Consider the following 18,347-nt stretch of genomic DNA (forward strand, 5'->3'; position numbering starts at 1 on the left):
AATTATGAAAATTGAGTAAGTTGAAATTTATTTTTTACTAATTCTTCCAATTCTCTCATAGGAGCTAAAGCATTTTTTAATTTTTCTCTATCAATTTTTGATAATTCTTCCAAATTTATAAATTGGCCTGAATTATCATTTTTTAAACCTTCTAATGCTCTAAATTTTGATAAAGTCAAAAAGGCTTCCGCAGAATTAAGATAAATTTCAGCATGTTTAGGATCTGCAATTGCTAACTGCTTGAATCGCTGAAAGGTGTTGTTGATTCCTCGTATGTCAAAACTTAAGGTAAATAAACGGGCGCCATCAATCAATGGCATCAAAGCACGTGTTTTTATATCAAATTTATCTTTATTAGGGCCTTCTTCCTCAACATTGAATTTTTTGAAAAAACTTAAAGGAGAGTTTTTTCTCAACGCATCATTTCCTAAGAAATCAAAGAACAAAGTATTATTTTTTGCATTTTTGAAGACTACGTTTCCAATAGCATCTTCAATTTTTTGTTCTCCAAAAATAATTTCATAATCAAAAAATATACTACTCAAATCATTGCTGTTTTCACCAGGAGTATTCATCCAACTGTCGTATTGTTTAGACCAGTCTGTCAGTGATTTACACCAAAGCATGTTGCTTCCCATGTGTCCGTTAGGGCATAATTCATAACCAATTTTTTCGAGTGTTGCAGTTGTTCTTTTTCCAAGTTTAAGAAAGTAATCTTTGACCTCTCGATACTTGTCTGCCGAAACATCTTCGAAAATCAAGATGCTATCCTGATCCGTTAACAACAACTGTTCTTTTCTTCCTTGGCTTCCAATACTCAACCAAGCAAAACGGGCAGGAGGGGAACCTAAATCTAAAATAGATAATTCTACAGAACGTTTAATAATGGCTAAATTAATTTCGCTGGCAATATTGAAAACGTGAGAAAGCGGTATGTTTTTAGAAATAGAGGTTTGAATCAAATCCGTTAAACGTTCTCGAATTTGTTTTAATTCCTTAGGGTTTTGTGAACGCTTAATCTCTTTAATTAAAACACCGGGATTATTTGCTTGGGCAACTATCAAATCATGTTCAGAAATGACTCCTTTTACATCAGATTTATCAGTTCCATCATGTGTTACGCATAAATGGGTTACATTATGTTTCAGCATCAGTAATTGAGCTTCAGCCAAGGAAACGTTCTCCACAACAGTAATAACTGGTGATGACATTATTTTTCCTACCGAAACTGTTACAGGAAATCGACCGGTTGCAATTTTGGAACGCATATCAGTGTCAGTCACAATTCCGATAGGAAAGTTATTGTCACAAATGATAATGTTGTTTTTTAATGTTTCAGTCATTTGCTGAGCAATATCCTGTACAACTGCTGTAATTGTTGCCTTTAATGGTGAAGTATTATAGGATAAAGATTGAAAATACTGCATTTCAGATTGTTGGTCAGAATAGAAAACATTATCAGAGATAAGTTTACCTCTTAAATTTTCTTTGTCTTTTGGATTTCGCGTATTCGTTGCAAAACTCTCCAACAAAAAATTCAAAACTTCTGAATTATTGACTACAAATGGGCGGAAAGTTGCGATTGGAATAGCGTAAACAATGCTTTCTTCTCTGGCTTTGGCCGTCATCATATAATTATTCTTGGCAAAAAATGGACGCAAACCAAAAATATCACCTTCATGACACTTATTTAATAACGTTTCTTCAGCATCTGAAATGACAGATAAATTGATAGTGCCTGAAGCAACAACATAAAAACTGTCATGCAACACATCATTAATTTGAAATAAGTTTTTATGTTTTTCTAAGTTTACAACGCGAATACTCATCGCTATTTGAGATAATTCTTCAAATGTCAAGTGATTAAATGGCGGATATTCCTTTAAAAAATCGGCAATGTGCTCAGCAATTGTATTCATAGTTGGTCAAATAAATGGTGTATTGTTTGTAAAAATAATAAAATAATAAATTATAATGCTGTCATTATTGTAGTAAAACAACTAATTTATAAAGTTCTTAATTTTTTCTTAAAATTAAAGAGAATTATGCTAAATTAAATGAAGTTCTTTTATTTTTATAGGATAAACTAAATCATTTTAAATCATGAAATTACTAAAAAGAATACATCTTTTACTTATCGCATTTTTGATTGTAAATTCTTTAAATGCTCAAGAGAAACCTTCCAGTACAAAAGAGGTTGTTTCAGGGAAAATTAATGGCGCAACCATTAGTATCAATTATGGAAGTCCATCTGTCAGAGCCAGAGAAATCTGGGGTAAATTAGTGCCATTCAATCAAGTTTGGCGTGCTGGTGCAAACGACGCCACAACTTTCGAAACTGACAAAGAGCTAACTATTGACGGATCTAAATTGCCAGCAGGGAAATATTCGTTCTTTATTATACCAAATGAAAAAGAATGTATTATCATCTTTAATAAAGAAGCTAAACAATGGGGAGCTTATAAATATAAAGAAAAAGAAGATCAGTTAAGAGTTACTGTTAAGCAGAAAATTGCAAAATCAACAGCTGAAAAATTAGTTTATACAATTGATAAAAACAGTATTGCTTTAAGTTGGGATAACTGGAACATACCAATTGCTGTACAATAAAATTATTTTATAATTCTAAAAGGCATTACCAATAGGTGATGCTTTTTTGTTTTACTTAAATTGATTCTTTGGTTGTATCTAAAAAGTCTATTTTACATAATATAAATTATAGTGCAAAATAATAACATTATAGTAAAGAATCAAAACCTCTGATGTAAAGACATTATGAGCAACGATATGAGCAACTATTGGGTCTGGCAATAAATTTATTGCAATCTAATCAGATTCTAGCCTTTGATTAGGATCTTAAATATTTACCTTTGCAAAATATTAAAAAAAATTTCATGACTGATACCGTAATGACAAAAACAAAATATATTAAATTAATTCTAATTTTAGGTTCACTGACTGCGCTCGGACCCTTTTCAATTGATATGTATTTACCTGGTTTTGCAGGAATTGCTAAAGATTTGAATACTTCAGTTGCTAATGTTTCCATGACTCTTTCCAGTTATTTCATTGGAATTTCTGCTGGACAATTGCTTTACGGACCATTATTAGACCGTTTTGGTCGAAAAAAGCCATTATTTATAGGTTTGTTAGTTTATATCTTGGCTTCATTAGGTTGTGTTTTTGTAACTGACATTGATACTTTCATCGGTTTACGATTCATTCAGGCTGTGGGCAGTTGTGCGGCAACTGTGGCTTCGGTTTCTATGGTTCGTGATTTATTTCCAGTGAAAGATATTCCTAAAGTATTTTCTTTATTGATGCTGGTTGTTGGGCTTTCGCCAATGTTAGCGCCAACTATTGGTGGTTATGTCACGGAAGATTATGGTTGGCATACTGTCTTTTTTATATTAATGTGCATTGGAATTGTCATTCTTTTAGCTGCTCAAATTGGCTTGCCAAATACGCACAAACCAGACACTTCAATTTCATTAAAACCCAGACCTATTATTTCCAATTTTATTAAAATTGTAAAAGAACCCCAGTTTTACACGTATGCTTTTACAGGATCTGTGGCTTTCTCCGGATTGTTTACTTATGTGGCGGCCTCTCCCATTTTATTTATGGATATTTTCAAAGTAGACGCAAAAACCTACGGTTGGATATTTGCCTTTATGTCTTTGAGTTTTATTATTTCCAGCCAGCTTAATTCGGTATTGTTAAATAGATTCAAAAGTGAGCAAATGATTTTTGGCGCTTTGATTTCGCAGACAATTATCAGTGTTTCATTCCTCATATTGTCGATAAATAATCTTTTAGGCTTATATGAAACTATTGCTATGCTATTCTTATTCTTAGCTTGTTTGGGAATTTCTAATCCCAATACAGCTGGGCTTACCATGGCTCCTTTTGCTCGAAATGCAGGAAGTGCCTCAGCATTAATGGGCGCTATTCAATTAGGATTAGGTGCTTTAGCTTCATTTGCCGTTGGTGTTTTTGTGAAAAATTCTATTTTACCAATGGTTGTGATTATGACTGTTTCAACCACTTTGGCATTAATCATTTTAATTTTTGGAAAACGAAACATAAAAAAAACTATTGTAACTTCTCACGATGAAGGAATTGCAATAGTTCATTAATTGTAGATTTGATTTAGTATTGTTTTGGTTCTGTTTTTATTTTTTTATCAGGTCTGATAATCATACGTAAAGATTGATCTTTTGCAAAATAAGCAATCATCCAATTGAAGAATGTTTTCACCCTATTGCGATACGTTATCAATGAAATGAGGTGAATAAAGAGCCATATTATCCAGGCAAAAAATCCTTTGAAATGCATTTTTGGTTTTGGTAAATCAACCACAGCCTTATTTTTACCAATTATAGCCATAGATCCTTTATCTTTATATTTAAAGGGTTTTAATGGCCTGTTTTGGTTCAGTAGCTTAAAGTTATTCGCCAAATTTATTCCTTGTTGAATCGCAACTTGTGCCACTTGCGGATGACCATTAGGGAAATCGGAATCTGTAAGTTGAATACAAGTATCGCCGATTGCAAAGATATTTTCAGTACCGTTAACTTTATTAAAAGCATCAGTTGCCATTCTTTTTCCGCGACCATAACTTTCAGTTGGAATTCCTTCGAAAACTTTTGCAGAAACTCCCGCGGCCCAAATTAAATTTTTGGTTTGTATCGTTTCACCATCAGCAAAATATACCGTGTCATCGATATAATCCACAACAGTGGTATTTAATTTCACTACAACACCTAATTTTGTCAGCGCTTCCAGTGTATCTTCCTGCGAAGCTTTACTCATTGGAGATAATACGGCATTGGCACCGTCAACCAGATAAATATTACTCGCTGTAGTACTTAATTCCGGGTATTCTTTTAGCAAAATATTTTTACGCATCTCAGCAAACATTCCCGAAACTTCAACACCTGTAGGTCCACCGCCGGCAACTACAATTGTTAATAATTTTCTGCGTTCGCGAATGTCTTTGCAAATGGCTGCTTTTTCTAAATTTTTAAGCAGTGTATTACGCATTACAATGGCATCATTGAGCGTTTTCATAGGAATCGCATTTTTCTTTACGTTTTCCATTCCAAAATAACTGGTTTCGGCACCTGTGGCAAAAACCAAGTAATCGTATTCTAATTCTCCATTGTTAAGAATGATTTTGTTTTCTGAAGGGTTTACTTTTAATAGGTTTCCCAGACGGAATTGTAGATTTTTTTTACCCGAAAAAAACTTTCTAAAAGGGTAACTGATACTTGAAGGTTCTAAAAAAGCGGTAGCAACCTGATATATTAGTGGCGGGAAGAAATTATAATTATTTTTGTCAACGAGCGTTACATTGATTCCTTTTTCATTTACTAGTTCTTTAGCAAGATTCAATCCTGCAAATCCTCCTCCTATTATTATAATTTCCATATCGTATTTTATAGTCTAAAATAAAAAAGCATCCATAAATATACACTATTTACGGATGCTGTTACAATATAAAATATTAAAAAAACTTTAAATATTAGTTCTTTTTTAGTTTTTTAACGGGCTTTTCTAAAGGTTCATTTTTGTTTTGAAGCATATAATTAGCCAATAGTTTTTCAATTAATTCATCTTTAGTCAAATGATGAAAAACAGTTTTTATTTTTTCTTTTAATTCTGGAGCAACATCATGATTGGGTTTGGTTTTAAAAATTTGCTTGGCCCATAACAAGGTGTTATTTTCTTCGATGCTGGCAACCGTTGGTTTTTTGAACTGGGTGAATTTAATTCCTAATTCTTTTTCAAAATCAGCAATTTCCACTACTTCTTCGGGTTGTAAAACCGTCAAAGAAAGTCCCTTTGCTCCTGCTCTTGCTGTTCTTCCGCTACGATGCACGTATGCTTCATAAACGTCCGGTAAATGATAATTAACCACGTAAGAAATTTCCTTTACGTCAATTCCTCTTGCCGCTAAATCTGTCGCTACTAATATATTAATGTATCCTTCACGGAATTGCTCCATGATTCTGTCACGAATTCCTTGAGATAAACTACCGTGTAATGCTCCTGATGAAAATCGGTTGATGGCTAAGTTTTTGGCTAATTTATTGACCGCAGCTTTCGTTTTACAAAAGATAATTCCGCGTTCTCCTTCTTTAGAATTCAGGAAATGCATCAAAACATCCAGTTTTTCAATTGGATCCACCACAATATATTCATGGTCAATTCCTTGATTTCCTATCGTTTCCATGTTGGCACTAACTTGCACCACATTTTTATTCAAATAGTTTTGAATCAATTGTTTTATGGTTCCAGGCATGGTTGCCGAAAACAAAAAAGTATTATGAGTTGCAGGTAATTCAGCTACAATTTCGTCTAAGCTTTCTTTTAATATAGTCACCATTTCATCGGCTTCATCGAGCACAAGGAATTTGGTTTCTTTTAGATTTATGGCTTTGCGCTGCATCAAATCAATCAATCTTCCGGGAGTTGCCACAACGATATGTGTTGGCAATGAAAGTCTTTCGATTTGCGGCTTGATTGGAATTCCTCCACAAGTTGCCGCAATAGAAACTTGAGGTAAATATTTTGAAAAATCTTCTAAATTTCTAAAAATCTGGTGGCCTAATTCACGCGTTGGAACCAAAATAACAGCTTGTACAACTGGCAAATTAGTGTCAATTAATTGTAAAATAGGCAATCCAAAAGCCGCCGTTTTTCCTGTACCGGTTTTAGCAAGCCCAACCAAATCCGTAGTATTTGATAAAAGTAACGGAATTGTTTTTTGCTGAATCTCTGTGGGCACAACAATTTTCAATTCGGTAATCGCTTTTAATATGGGTGCTGAAATTCCTAAATCAGAGAATTGTTTTGGCATTTTTTTGGATTTTATAATTTTATAAAAAAGTTGTTTTGTAAACGTAATTTTTAGCCCCGATAGCAGTGAAAATCCTTTTATTTTTTCTTTAAAAATAAAAGATTGTAACGAATAGCGGGAAATAGCTCCTAAAATTAATCGCTGATAGCAGGAACTATTACGGTTATTTAATCTTCATCCGGTTCGTTCATGATTTTTTCCCGATATTTTTTCCCGGTTAACAATACCAGTTTTAATTTGTAATCGTCAACAAGCCACTCGCGGTAATTTTTACTGCATTGACTCAAACATTTAGAATAGCGTTTGATGCGACAATCGATATCATCATCTAACAGTTTTCCTAATATTTTAGCTTCTTGTAAAGTCTCCGAATTATCAACACACATGGCAGCATGCTGATTCAATGATTTTTCCAACACTTCTTTTGAACGCAAATTTTGTTTGATGATGAGTTTATGCTCTTCATCGACATCAAAAGTTACGACTTCCGTTTTGCTGAATTTAGCACGTACATCAGGCGGCATGCTGTATTTGAAATACAATTCAATTTCGGTATCATCACGTAAATTTTCTAAATAAAATTCAGGTGATTTAAAGATGTGTTGCCAGTTTACCGGCTCACTCCACAATCCAAATCGTGCTGCATTATTCCCTAAATCGATAACATTAAAAGTGTCTTTGTTAGGTAGTTTTCTGGAACCACGACCAATCATTTGATAATATAATGTCAACGATTTTGTTGCTCTATTTAAAATTATAGTTTCTACGGTCGGTTCATCAAAACCGGTAGTAAGAATCCCAACTGATGTTAGAATGGCATCCGGCGTATGCTTGAACCAATGTAGAATATCTTTTCTTTCCTCGTTATTACTGGTGTTATCCAAGTGACGAATCGCATAACCGGCTTCTCTAAAAGTTTCATATACATACAAAGATGTATTGATACCATTATTGAAAATCAAGGTTTTCTTACCTAACGATTTCTCGGTATACGCATGCAATAATTTTTCCTGCATGGCCATATTGGTATATAAATCATCAGATGATTTCACGGTGTAATCACCATTGATACCAACTTTTAACGATGTCAAACCTACATCATAGCTATACGTGACTGCTTTTGCTAAAAATCCATTTTCAATCAACGAACTAATGGTGTCTCCTACGATTAATTCATCGTAGCTTTCATGCATTGGTAATTTAATATTCGAACTTAAAGGCGTTGCTGTTACGCCTAAAATAAAGGCATTTTTGAAAGAGCTTAATAATTTTCGGAAGGAGTTGTAATGCGCCTCATCGATGATTACCAATCCTACATTATCCAAATGTAGTTTTTCATCATTGATACGGTTTTTCAAAGTTTCTACCATGGCCACAAAACAGGAATAATCGTTTTGGTCCGGAAGTTCTTTTACTTTACTGTTGATAATTTTGTTTTTAACATCAAAACCCTTCAACATTTTTGAAGTTTGTTTACACAACTCAATTCGGTGTGTTAAAACAACTACTTTTTTATCGTGTTGTGATAAATAACGACGCACAATTTCTGAAAACACTACTGTTTTTCCACCACCAGTAGGCAATTGGTATAACAAATGGTGTTGCGGAGGTGCATTGTCTATGCGTTCAAATATGGCGTCAATGTCGCCTTGTTGATACGCATAAAGTTCTTTTTTGTCTTCGATTTCTATTTCTAAAGTGTTTTGGGACATTGCTTATTATTGGATTTTTGCAAAAATACACCTAAAAAACAGTTTAATTGTGAATTTTAATTAAAAAAAAAACGATTGATTAAATAAAATTGAATTATGCAACTATTCAATATTCAAATCGCTCCATAATGGTATGAAACTCTGGTTCGTTGTACCACTTTTGTACAATGGTTTGATTATGTATGGCTATAATTCTTGGCTTGAAATCATTGAGTATTCCATTTGCAATCAGGAAAATTACAGCTTGCTCAAAAGAATTGAACATACTTTTAAAAAACAAGTCTTGCTTTACGATATGTTCAGAGGAGAATGTCTGTGCAATTTCGATATTATAGAGCATTACATCGGCAATTATAAAAGGATCTACTCCCAAAAGCGTGAAATGCTTGATGTATTTTTGGGCAACGGAACGCCTCATTTTTGGCTTGCTGCGTCTTCCTAATTTTTTCATCGGATAGTATTCATTCGAAATTTTGAGTTTGCATTCCTGCAAAAGTGTTTCTTCCTTTGGATTGAAAACAAAATTATAATAGACTTTTACGGGGCTGAATTTCTCGTACAATTCAATAATTTGTTCTTCGAGTTGCTCTTTATTAAGTTCGGCTAAATATTTTTTTAAATCGCGTTTGCTCATTATCAAGGTTTAGAGTTACAAAAGTAAATTAGTTTACGATGCAATACTTCAAAAATCAATGATAATACTTAATTTTGCTTAAAATCAAGGTTAGAGGTTAAAAGTTAAACGTTATAAGTTTAGAAACGAAGTAACTCTTAACCCTTGACTTTTAACTCTTAACGCTTAACTCCCAAAACATGCTTAAATTTTTCAAGGTTATCGCTTTACTCGAAGGAGTTTCTTATTTGGCTTTATTTTCGAATATGCTTTTTATAAAACCTACCAATCTCACTCTTTATAAAACATTATTATTCCCAATAGGAATGGCACACGGACTTTTGTTTGTTACCTATATTATTTTGGCTGTAATGCTAAAATTTGAGCAAAATTGGGATTGGAAAAAATTTGGCATTATTTGTCTGGCATCAGTAGTTCCTTTTGGGACTTTTTATATAGAAAAAAAATATCTGAAAAATGTATAAATACATAGAAAAAATATTCAATTTTCTATATCCTGTATTCAGAAAATGGGGATTGGGAAGCAGTTTTGCTTCTTATCTGAGTCTGATTATAAATATTGTTGTGCTTTGCGTATTGGCGTATTTTATTTATGTGGTCTTTCGTCTTATTTTAGTAACGATTATGGCGGTGATCGCCCAAAAAACCAAAACTAAATTTGATGATTTATTGGTTACCAATAAAACGGCAAAATACATTGCACATTTAATTCCGTTATTATTTATTTATAAATCAGTGCCAATAATCCTTGATAAATATGAATATTGGGAAGGCGTTTTTGGGAAGCTGGTCGGGATTTATATTGTAATGCTTGTTTTATGGATTATCCGAACTATTTTCAATGCATTACGTGATTATTTAAAGCTAAAGCCCAGATACAGCGACAAACCTATTGACAGTTTCATTCAGGTAATCATGATTGTGCTTTGGGCTGTTGGGATTACGGTTATTATTTCCAAATTATTTGATATTGATCAAAAACAGCTCTTAACCATTTTAGGAGCTGTTTCTGCGGTGATAATCTTGATTTTCAGAGATACCATTTTAGGTTTTGTATCCAGTGTCCAAGTCTCTATAAATGATATGGTTCGCATCGGGGACTGGATTACGATGGATAAATTTGGTGCCGATGGTGATGTGATTGAAATCAATCTGGCAACAGTGAAAGTTCGAAATTTTGACAATACCACTACCACTATTCCAACGTACAGTTTAAGCTCCGATTCGTTTCAAAACTGGCGCGGAATGCTGAATTCAGATGGACGACGTATCAAAAGACACATTCTTATTAAAACAAGCAGCATTCGATTTTTGGAAGAAGCAGAATTAAACGACTTGAAAAAAATCCATCTGATATCGGATTATATTGACACCCGAAAACTAGAAATAGACAAATATAATTTCAGTAATAAAATTGACAAATCAATTGCTATTAACGGACGAAATTTGACAAATTTAGGTTTGTTTCGAAAGTATATTACGGAATACTTATTCAATTATCCCGGATTAAATAAAGAGATGCTGATGCTTTGTCGTCAATTACAATCCACTTCACACGGTGTTCCGCTTGAAGTTTATGCCTTTTCGCATGACAAACGATTCGAGAATTACGAGTACATCATGTCAGATATATTCGATCATATAATTGCTTCAGTGCACTATTTTGATTTGGAAATTTTTGAAACTGTTTCAGAAAATGATTTTAAAGTATAAGAACAACTTTTTGTTTTTACTTTCTTAAAAATGCAAGAAAAATTACAATCGGTCCTTTACAAATTCTATAGCTGTTTTTCCGTGTGCTTTTGGTTTTCCTTCAGCATCTAAATTTACCATTGTAGTGTGATCTATAGTGATAATTGTTTCGCGTGTCATCATATTTCTAGCTTCACATTTTAGCGTTAGCGAAGTATTTCCAAATTTTAAAACATCAATGCCAATTTCTATAATATCACCCTGTTTTGCTGAGCTTCTAAAGTTAATTTCTGACATGTGCTTGGTAACAATTCTGGTGTTCTCTAATTGGATAATGGTGTATAAAGCCAATTCTTCATCGATCCAAGCCAATAATTTACCTCCAAATAAAGTTCCGTTAGGGTTTAAATCTTCTGGTTTTACCCATTTTCTAGTGTGAAATCGCATAATTTTTCTTTATATATGCAAAAATAAACTTTTCTTATGGCTATTTTCTTTATTTTTAAAGAAAAAAAACATGAACGAGCGCGATACTTTTTTAAAAGAATTCCGTGGACAGACCATAGGCTCTGTTACCGCACAATCTTCCTCTGACGAATCGTTTCAAAATGAAGTACTTAGGCCTATATTAAAACTACAAAACGATTTGTTTGTGGCCTCTTTTATCAATTATATTGGTAAATACAAAGCTGATTTTTATACCCATACTGTTGAAAAAAAAATGTCGATAATAGAAAATGCAATTCAAAAAGACATCAAATTCAGGAATGCTTTAAAAGGAATGATAATCGGGTTATTTACCTCAGATGAATATGCTGTATACATACAAAACTCTTCCAGTCTCAACAAAAGAATGATGGGTATGCTCATTGAAAGACTAAAAAGTCAAGTACAATTATTTGAAATAAATGTGAATTCATAATTCTTTAAAATAATTACCTTTCAAAAGTAAAATTAAATTGATTCCTGACAGGAATAACGTATTCACAAATAAATGGAAGTCTTTTTAATACTATTATGAGCTTTTGACAAAGAAAACGATACAATATAAATGGCTGCGTTTTGCTTATAATTTAAAAAAGGAGTGCTTATTTATGTAAATATTACAATTTCATTACTATTTAATAATCGGTATTGTTTTTTATAATAATTATTGGTTAACCTTGATTATTTATGTTTTTTGCTTAATTTTTTTCATTATAATTGTTAAAAATAAAGGCATGAAGGAAGAGTATTTCAAATGGCATTCACCCCACCTTAACAGGGATATTGAAATGTTAGTTTTTGGACACGCAGGATACCCTATTATTTTATTTCCTACTTCCATGGGCAGTTACCATGAAAATAAAGACATGGGATTGATTGATTCCGCAAGATGGTATATTGAGCAGGGTTTAATCCAGATATTTTGTCCCGATAGTATTGACAAAGACAGTTTTTACAATAAAAATATTCATCCCATACATCGCATAGAAAATCACGTCAGATACGATAAAATGATTTGTCATGAAATCGTTGAAAAAGTGAAAAACAACACTTCTTCCGGAAAAGTTGTTGTGGCAGGTTGTAGTTTTGGCGGGTATCATGCCGCTAATTTTGCCTTTCGTCATCCGGGATATGTCAGCCATATGTTCTCGATGAGCGGTGCTTTCAATATCAAAAGTTTTATGGATGGTTTTCACAATGATGATGTGTTTTACAACAGTCCTGAAGATTATTTATACGGTCTAAATGATTATGAAATATGGAATATGGACATCGTTTTAGGAACTTCTAATTGGGATATTTGTTTCGATGCCAATCTAAAATTAAGCAAAGTTCTAAGCGACAGGAACATTCATCATTGGTTAGATATTCGTCAGGAACGCAAGCACGACTGGCCGGTCTGGAAAGAAATGTTTCCGCATTATTTATCAAGAATTAAATTTTTTTAAAATTACAAACGTATCAAGATGAAAAAAATTGGAATTTTATTTGGAATGGAAGACACCTTTCCGCAAGCATTTATTGATCGGGTTAACTCAAAAAACGAAAAGGGAATCATTGCGGAAGCGGTTGCTATTGATAAAGTAGTTCAAAATCAAGACGGAGAATATGCGGTAATTATTGACCGAATTTCCCAAGATGTCCCTTTTTACCGTGCTTATTTAAAAAATGCCGCTTTAACAGGAACCAATGTAATTAATAATCCTTTTTGGTGGAGTGCTGATGATAAATTTTTCAATAATGCTTTGGCAGATACTCTTGGTGTTCCGCTTCCTAATACGGTAATTCTTCCTTCGGCCGAACATCCTACTGATACCACCGAAAAATCTTTCCGAAATTTAAAATATCCAATGGACTGGCAAGGAATCTTTGATTACATTGGCTTTCCGGCTTATATGAAACCGTATGCTGGTGGCGGTTGGAAAAACGTGTATCGATTAGAAAACAAAGAAGAGTTTTGGGAAAAACATCAGGAAACGGGACAATTAGTGATGATATTACAAGAAGAAATTGTTTTTACGGAGTATTTTAGGGTCTATTGTTTGGGTTGTAAAGCAGTGCGAATTATGCAATATGAACCAAGAAATCCGCATCATTTGCGGTATGTAATTGATGGGCCTCCAGTTGATAAAAAGTTATTAGCCACAGTAAAAGACTATACTTTACGTCTTTGTGAAGGTTTAGGATATGACTTTAATACGGTCGAATTTGCCGTTCGGGGCGGAATTCCGTACGCAATTGATTTTGGAAATCCAGCGCCTGATGCCGAGTTGACTTCTGTGGGTGCTGAGAACTTTGAATGGGTGGTGGAAGAAGCCGCAAAAATGGCTATCGCTGCCGCAAAAAAACAAAAACCAGGGAAAATAAATTTGACTTGGGGAACTTTTATAAAAGATGCCGCCGGAGGAAAGTAATCAGTATTCAGTTTGTCATTCCGAGGAACGAGGAATCTCAACCATAAGGAACAGCAAACAGAGATTCCTCGTTCCTCGGAATGACAAAGGGGAAGAAAAATGTAATTTTAAATAAAAGTTTTGTTGATTACGAAATCCCCTAGCCCCGATTAAAGTGAAAATCCTTTTTTGTCCTGAAAAAGTTCAGGACAAAAAAGATTGCAACGGAAAGCGGGTCCCGATAGCTATCGGGATAGCTCCTAAAAAAATAAATTAATGAAAAAATTACCCGTTTTTACACTTGGTGTTGAAGAAGAATATCAAATTATAGATCCTGAAACAAGAGATTTGCGGTCGCATTTGTCAAAAATTGTGGATGGTGCCAAAATAATTTTAAATGAGCAGGTTAAAGCCGAAATGCATCAATCGGTGGTGGAAGTGGGTACTAATATCTGCAGTAATGTCAATGATGCCAAAAATGAGATTCGATTTTTACGGTCTAAAATTGTTGAATTAGCGGATAAACAAGATCTTATTGTTGGTGGAGCCGGGACGCATCCATTTTCAAAATGGCAGGATCAGCCCATAACTGACGACCCTCGATACCACGATATTGTCAATGAATTGCAGGATGCGGCACGTTCCAATTTGATTTTTGGAATGCATTGTCATGTGGGTATTGAAAACCGTGAAATTGGCTTGCAATTGATGAATCAAGCCACGTATTTCCTACCTCACATATTTGCACTTTCAACAAATTCTCCTTTTTGGGAAGGCAGAAAAACAGGTTATAAGTCCTTTAGAACTAAAGTTTTTGACAAGTTTCCTAGAACGGGTTTGCCGGAATATTTTGATTCGGTAAGTTCCTATGAGAATTATTTAGATACTTTGGTAAAAACAAATTGTATTGATAATCCTAAGAAAATCTGGTGGGATCTACGCTTGCATCCGTTTTATAATACGATTGAATTCAGGATTTGTGATATGTGTTTAACGGTAGATGAAACCATTTGTATTGTAGCAATTATTCAGGCAATTGTGGCTAAACTTTACAAGCTTAACATGAATAATACGAGTTTTAATATCTATCGATTGGCATTGGTAAAGGAAAATAAATTTCGTGCGGCTCGTTATGGAATTGATAATAATATGATTGATTTTGGATTGCAAAAAGAAGTGGAAACCAAAATGCTTATCTTGGAATTGTTAGACTTTGTCGATGATGTTGTTGATGAATTGGGAAGCCGCGAGGATATTAATTATGTTCATGAAATTTTGAAAAACGGAACCGGAGCAGACAAACAACTAACTGTTTTTGAAGAAACAGGGGATCTTTCCAAAGTGGTAGACTTTATAACTGGCGAATTTACCAAGGGATTATAAAATATAAATTAACTTTACGCATTATCTTTTTTTAAATAATTATGTCGAATAAAATTATAAAAATAGCGCTTTTAGATATGTACAAAGGGGAACCTAATCAAGGGATGCGCTGTATAATTGATGTTGTAAACAGGTTTAGTCCAGTAGTTAGTTTTGAAATATTCGATGTTCGGGTAAAATGTGAATTGCCGGATATCAAAGAGTTTGATATTTACATTTCAACCGGAGGTCCAGGAAATCCATTAATTGGTGATGGAAATTGGGATGTGAAATATTATGCGTTTATTGATTCATTGCATAAATGGAATACTGAAAATGCAATTAAAAAGCATGTGTTGTTCATTTGTCATTCTTTTCAAATGGCTTGCTTGCATTTTGGGTTGGCCACGGTGACCCGAAGAAATGATACTTCTTTTGGTGTAATGACAATTCATAAAACCAAAGAAGGGCTTACAGATCCTTTATTTGAAGGGTTAGCAGATCCTTTTTATGGGATTGATTCCAGGGATTATCAAGTGGTACAGCCTAAGCTTAGTATTTTTTCTAAAAAAGGGGCTAAAATTATTTCGTTAGAAAAAATAAGGGATAATGTACAATACGAGCGTGCAATTATGGCGGTTCGTTTTACCGATTATTTTGTAGGGACACAATTTCACCCGGAAGCCGATCCGGTAAGCTTTATCTCGCATTTGAGAAACAAACAGGCGAAAGAAAAAATCAGGAATATGAAAGGGAAAAGAAAGTTTCGAAACATGCTGGAAGATTTATTGGATGATGATAAAATATACAGAACCAATGAAACTTTGATTCCTAATTTCCTTCGAATAGCGATTAATGACTTGATGAAAACCAAGAGAATGCTTTCTAATTAATACATTTATTTTAAGATGATTTCAAAATATCGGGAGTTATTTAATACTCAATTTACAGAAAAAAAATATCAGGAATTTAAAGATGATATTGCTTCCGATTTTAATTACATGCCTACTTTTCGATTAGGTGAAACCCCTTTTTTTATTTCAAATGAGTTAAAAGCACAATTGATTGAAGGCTGTAATCAAGTTATAGCTTTTGTTCAAAAAGAAGACTTTAAAATACTTACAAATAAATCATTAGAATTAAACCATAAAGTTCCAAATGAGGATGAACACACTACTTTTTTAGCAATTGATTTTGGAATTTGTGAAGAAGACGGAGCTGTTATTCCTAAACTAATTGAAGTACAGGGATTTCCTTCTTTGTACAATTATCAGATTAATTTGTATGAGAAATTCAAGAATAACTACCCTTTTCTTAGCGAATTAACGCCGTTTATCAACAACATTGAACCACAAGAATATTTCGATATTTTGGAAGAAGCGATTTGCAATAAGCATCCGAAAGAAAATGTTATTTTGCTTGAAATAGAACCCGAAAAACAAAATACCAAGATTGATTTTTATTATTGCAGAAGAGATATCGGTATACCGATAGTTTGCGTTACTGAACTCCTAAAGAAAGACAAACAACTGTTCTATTTGAACGAAAAAGGCGATGAAATTCGGGTAAAAAGAATCTATAATCGGGTTATTTTTGATGAATTGGATTTGCGAACCGATTTAAAGTTGAATTTCCATTTTTCAGATGAACTTGATGTAGAATGGGCTGGACATCCCAATTGGTTTTTTCGAATCAGTAAATTTATTTTACCTTTTCTAAAAGGAAAGTATTTCATCGAAACTACTTTGTTGAGTGACTTAAAAGAAATCCCTCAGGATTTAGAAAATTACGTTTTAAAACCTCTATTTTCTTTCTCAGGAACAGGCGTTATTTTTCATGTAACAAAAGAAGATATCGAAGCTGTAGTTGATAAAGAGCTTTATATTCTTCAAAAAAAGGTAAACTACATTCCTATTGTACAATCTCCGGAGGGAAAAGTAAAAGCCGAAGTGCGTGTGCTTTGTGTTTGGAAAAAAGAGGATGCAGCTCCTACTCTACTGTGCAACTTGGTCCGATTGAGTCGTGGCGAAATGATTGGCGTTAAATTCAATAAAGATAAAGATTGGGTTGGCGGAACACTTGGATTATTTGAAAGGTAAATCCTTTTATTAAATCAAGTTTAAAACTTTCTAATGTGTACTTTTTTCAAAACTATTTTTTATTTGATTTCTAATTTGGAGTATAATTATTTAGCTTTTTATTCTATTTTTTTGAACTTTTATTCTATTGTAAACAAACACTACTTATTATTGTTGCAATACCATATTTAGGTACATTAATTAAAATTCATTTTTAAGTTTAATTTTTGGCGATAATGTCATTTTAACGCATTGAAATACGAAAAAGTGAAAATCGAACACTTTTTTATAGCGTAATACGTGTTAAAAAAATATTAAAATCAATTATAAAAATAGTACTCACCTGAACTCTTATTTTTAAAATTTAAGTTTTTTCTTGTTTTAGCTGATTATGGATAGTGTTTAATGAATTTTTAAAACCTACACTCTTAATAATTTACAAATTATTTAATTCTATAATAATTTAACATTTAAAAAAATAATCTGTCTTTTTTTTATTTATTATTGTAAGGATGTAATTCAAAACTACTAAATATTTTAGCAAATGAATAGAAGAGAAGCACTTAAGAGCGTTGCGTATTTGATGGGAAGCGCAATTTCAGCAACTACAATGGGCGTTTTATTTGAAAATTTTACTTTGCCAGAAAAGGAGAAAAATAAAGTGCCTTTTTCGGCTACTGATGAAGAAGTTTTAGCTGAATTTGCCGATATCATTATACCGACAACAGCATCTTCGCCAGGAGCAAAAGCTGCAGGACTCGGTGCTTTTATTCCTATGATAATTAGAGATTGTTATCCGGCAAAAATGCAGCAGATTTTTGCATCCGGAATGAAAGACATGCAAGCAAAATGTTTGAAAGACTTCAATAAAGATTTCATGACTATGACAATAGATGAGCGTCAGAAATTAATGGGAGAATTAAAAGACGAAGCAATTGCTACAGAAAAAGCACCTTCTTTCTTTTTGATTGCCAGAGATTTAACCATTCTTGGATATTTTTCATCAGAAATAGGTTGTACACAAGCTCGTGAATACCTACCCGTTCCCGGTAAATATGATGGAAACGTAGAGTATACCCCAGGTCAAAAAGCTTGGGCAACATAATGGTATTAACCCTTTTGACT

At 33.2% G+C, this 18,347-nt stretch carries 17 protein-coding genes; 11 read left to right on the top strand and 6 right to left on the bottom strand.

Features of this window, described 5'->3' with window-relative positions; translation table 11 throughout:
• Positions 1-2: 2 nt before the first annotated feature.
• A complete protein-coding gene (locus E0I26_RS11515) occupies positions 3-1,919 on the bottom strand; it encodes a DUF294 nucleotidyltransferase-like domain-containing protein (RefSeq protein ID WP_131916626.1) in 1,917 nt (638 codons plus the stop codon).
• Between the two features lie 184 nt (positions 1,920-2,103).
• Between E0I26_RS11515 and E0I26_RS11520 the strand changes: the two genes are divergently transcribed.
• A complete protein-coding gene (locus tag E0I26_RS11520; RefSeq protein WP_131916627.1) occupies positions 2,104-2,610 on the top strand; it encodes a DUF2911 domain-containing protein in 507 nt (168 codons plus the stop codon).
• Between the two features lie 299 nt (positions 2,611-2,909).
• Positions 2,910-4,139: a multidrug effflux MFS transporter gene (locus E0I26_RS11525; protein WP_131916690.1), complete on the top strand. Its 1,230-nt coding sequence runs from the start codon at positions 2,910-2,912 to the stop codon at positions 4,137-4,139.
• A 13-nt stretch (positions 4,140-4,152) separates the two neighbouring features.
• Here E0I26_RS11525 and E0I26_RS11530 read toward each other — a convergent pair whose 3' ends face one another.
• The 4 genes from E0I26_RS11530 to E0I26_RS11545 all read right to left on the bottom strand — a co-directional run bounded on the left by E0I26_RS11530 (position 4,153) and on the right by E0I26_RS11545 (position 9,211).
• Entirely contained in the window at positions 4,153-5,433 is a 1,281-nt protein-coding gene (locus E0I26_RS11530) for an NAD(P)/FAD-dependent oxidoreductase (protein WP_131916628.1), read from the bottom strand.
• A gap of 94 nt (positions 5,434-5,527) precedes the next feature.
• Positions 5,528-6,865 carry a DEAD/DEAH box helicase gene (locus tag E0I26_RS11535; protein WP_131916629.1) on the bottom strand — a complete coding sequence of 446 codons (1,338 nt, stop codon included), beginning with the start codon at positions 6,863-6,865 and terminating at the stop codon, positions 5,528-5,530.
• A gap of 167 nt (positions 6,866-7,032) precedes the next feature.
• Positions 7,033-8,577 carry a DEAD/DEAH box helicase gene (locus E0I26_RS11540; protein ID WP_131916630.1) on the bottom strand — a complete coding sequence of 515 codons (1,545 nt, stop codon included), beginning with the start codon at positions 8,575-8,577 and terminating at the stop codon, positions 7,033-7,035.
• A gap of 106 nt (positions 8,578-8,683) precedes the next feature.
• On the bottom strand, positions 8,684-9,211 hold the full coding sequence (locus E0I26_RS11545; RefSeq protein ID WP_131916631.1) for a DUF6155 family protein: 528 nt from the start codon (positions 9,209-9,211) through the stop codon (positions 8,684-8,686).
• A 179-nt stretch (positions 9,212-9,390) separates the two neighbouring features.
• Between E0I26_RS11545 and E0I26_RS11550 the strand changes: the two genes are divergently transcribed.
• Together E0I26_RS11550 and E0I26_RS11555 are read left to right on the top strand one after the other, a co-directional pair.
• Positions 9,391-9,675, top strand: a complete 285-nt coding sequence (locus E0I26_RS11550) for a DUF3817 domain-containing protein (RefSeq protein ID WP_131916632.1) — start codon at positions 9,391-9,393, stop codon at positions 9,673-9,675.
• Positions 9,668-10,924, top strand: a complete 1,257-nt coding sequence (locus E0I26_RS11555; protein ID WP_131916633.1) for a mechanosensitive ion channel family protein — start codon at positions 9,668-9,670, stop codon at positions 10,922-10,924. Before E0I26_RS11550 ends, E0I26_RS11555 begins: the two co-directional genes overlap by 8 nt.
• 42 nt (positions 10,925-10,966) lie before the next feature.
• On the opposite strand, the gene E0I26_RS11560 is transcribed toward E0I26_RS11555, so the two are convergent.
• Positions 10,967-11,350, bottom strand: coding sequence for an acyl-CoA thioesterase (locus E0I26_RS11560; RefSeq protein WP_131916634.1), 384 nt, complete (start codon positions 11,348-11,350; stop codon positions 10,967-10,969).
• 70 nt (positions 11,351-11,420) lie between these two features.
• Between E0I26_RS11560 and E0I26_RS11565 the strand changes: the two genes are divergently transcribed.
• From E0I26_RS11565 to E0I26_RS11595, 7 genes are all read left to right on the top strand, one after another.
• Positions 11,421-11,825, top strand: a complete 405-nt coding sequence (locus tag E0I26_RS11565; protein WP_131916635.1) for a glyoxalase — start codon at positions 11,421-11,423, stop codon at positions 11,823-11,825.
• Positions 11,826-12,123: 298 nt separating this feature from the next.
• Entirely contained in the window at positions 12,124-12,837 is a 714-nt protein-coding gene (locus E0I26_RS11570) for an esterase family protein (RefSeq protein ID WP_131916636.1), read from the top strand.
• An 18-nt stretch (positions 12,838-12,855) separates the two neighbouring features.
• Entirely contained in the window at positions 12,856-13,803 is a 948-nt protein-coding gene (locus tag E0I26_RS11575; protein WP_131916637.1) for an ATP-grasp domain-containing protein, read from the top strand.
• A 255-nt stretch (positions 13,804-14,058) separates the two neighbouring features.
• Positions 14,059-15,165 carry a carboxylate-amine ligase gene (locus E0I26_RS11580; protein WP_131916638.1) on the top strand — a complete coding sequence of 369 codons (1,107 nt, stop codon included), beginning with the start codon at positions 14,059-14,061 and terminating at the stop codon, positions 15,163-15,165.
• A 41-nt stretch (positions 15,166-15,206) separates the two neighbouring features.
• Entirely contained in the window at positions 15,207-16,037 is an 831-nt protein-coding gene (locus E0I26_RS11585) for a type 1 glutamine amidotransferase (protein ID WP_131916639.1), read from the top strand.
• Positions 16,038-16,052: 15 nt separating this feature from the next.
• Entirely contained in the window at positions 16,053-17,243 is a 1,191-nt protein-coding gene (locus E0I26_RS11590; protein ID WP_131916640.1) for a hypothetical protein, read from the top strand.
• A 523-nt stretch (positions 17,244-17,766) separates the two neighbouring features.
• Positions 17,767-18,327 (top strand): gluconate 2-dehydrogenase subunit 3 family protein, encoded by a 561-nt coding sequence (locus tag E0I26_RS11595; protein WP_131916641.1) that lies wholly within the window; start codon positions 17,767-17,769, stop codon positions 18,325-18,327.
• Positions 18,328-18,347 lie beyond the last annotated feature (20 nt).

It is taken from the genome of Flavobacterium rhamnosiphilum (genome assembly GCF_004349195.1).
GTDB lineage: Bacteria > Bacteroidota > Bacteroidia > Flavobacteriales > Flavobacteriaceae > Flavobacterium > Flavobacterium rhamnosiphilum.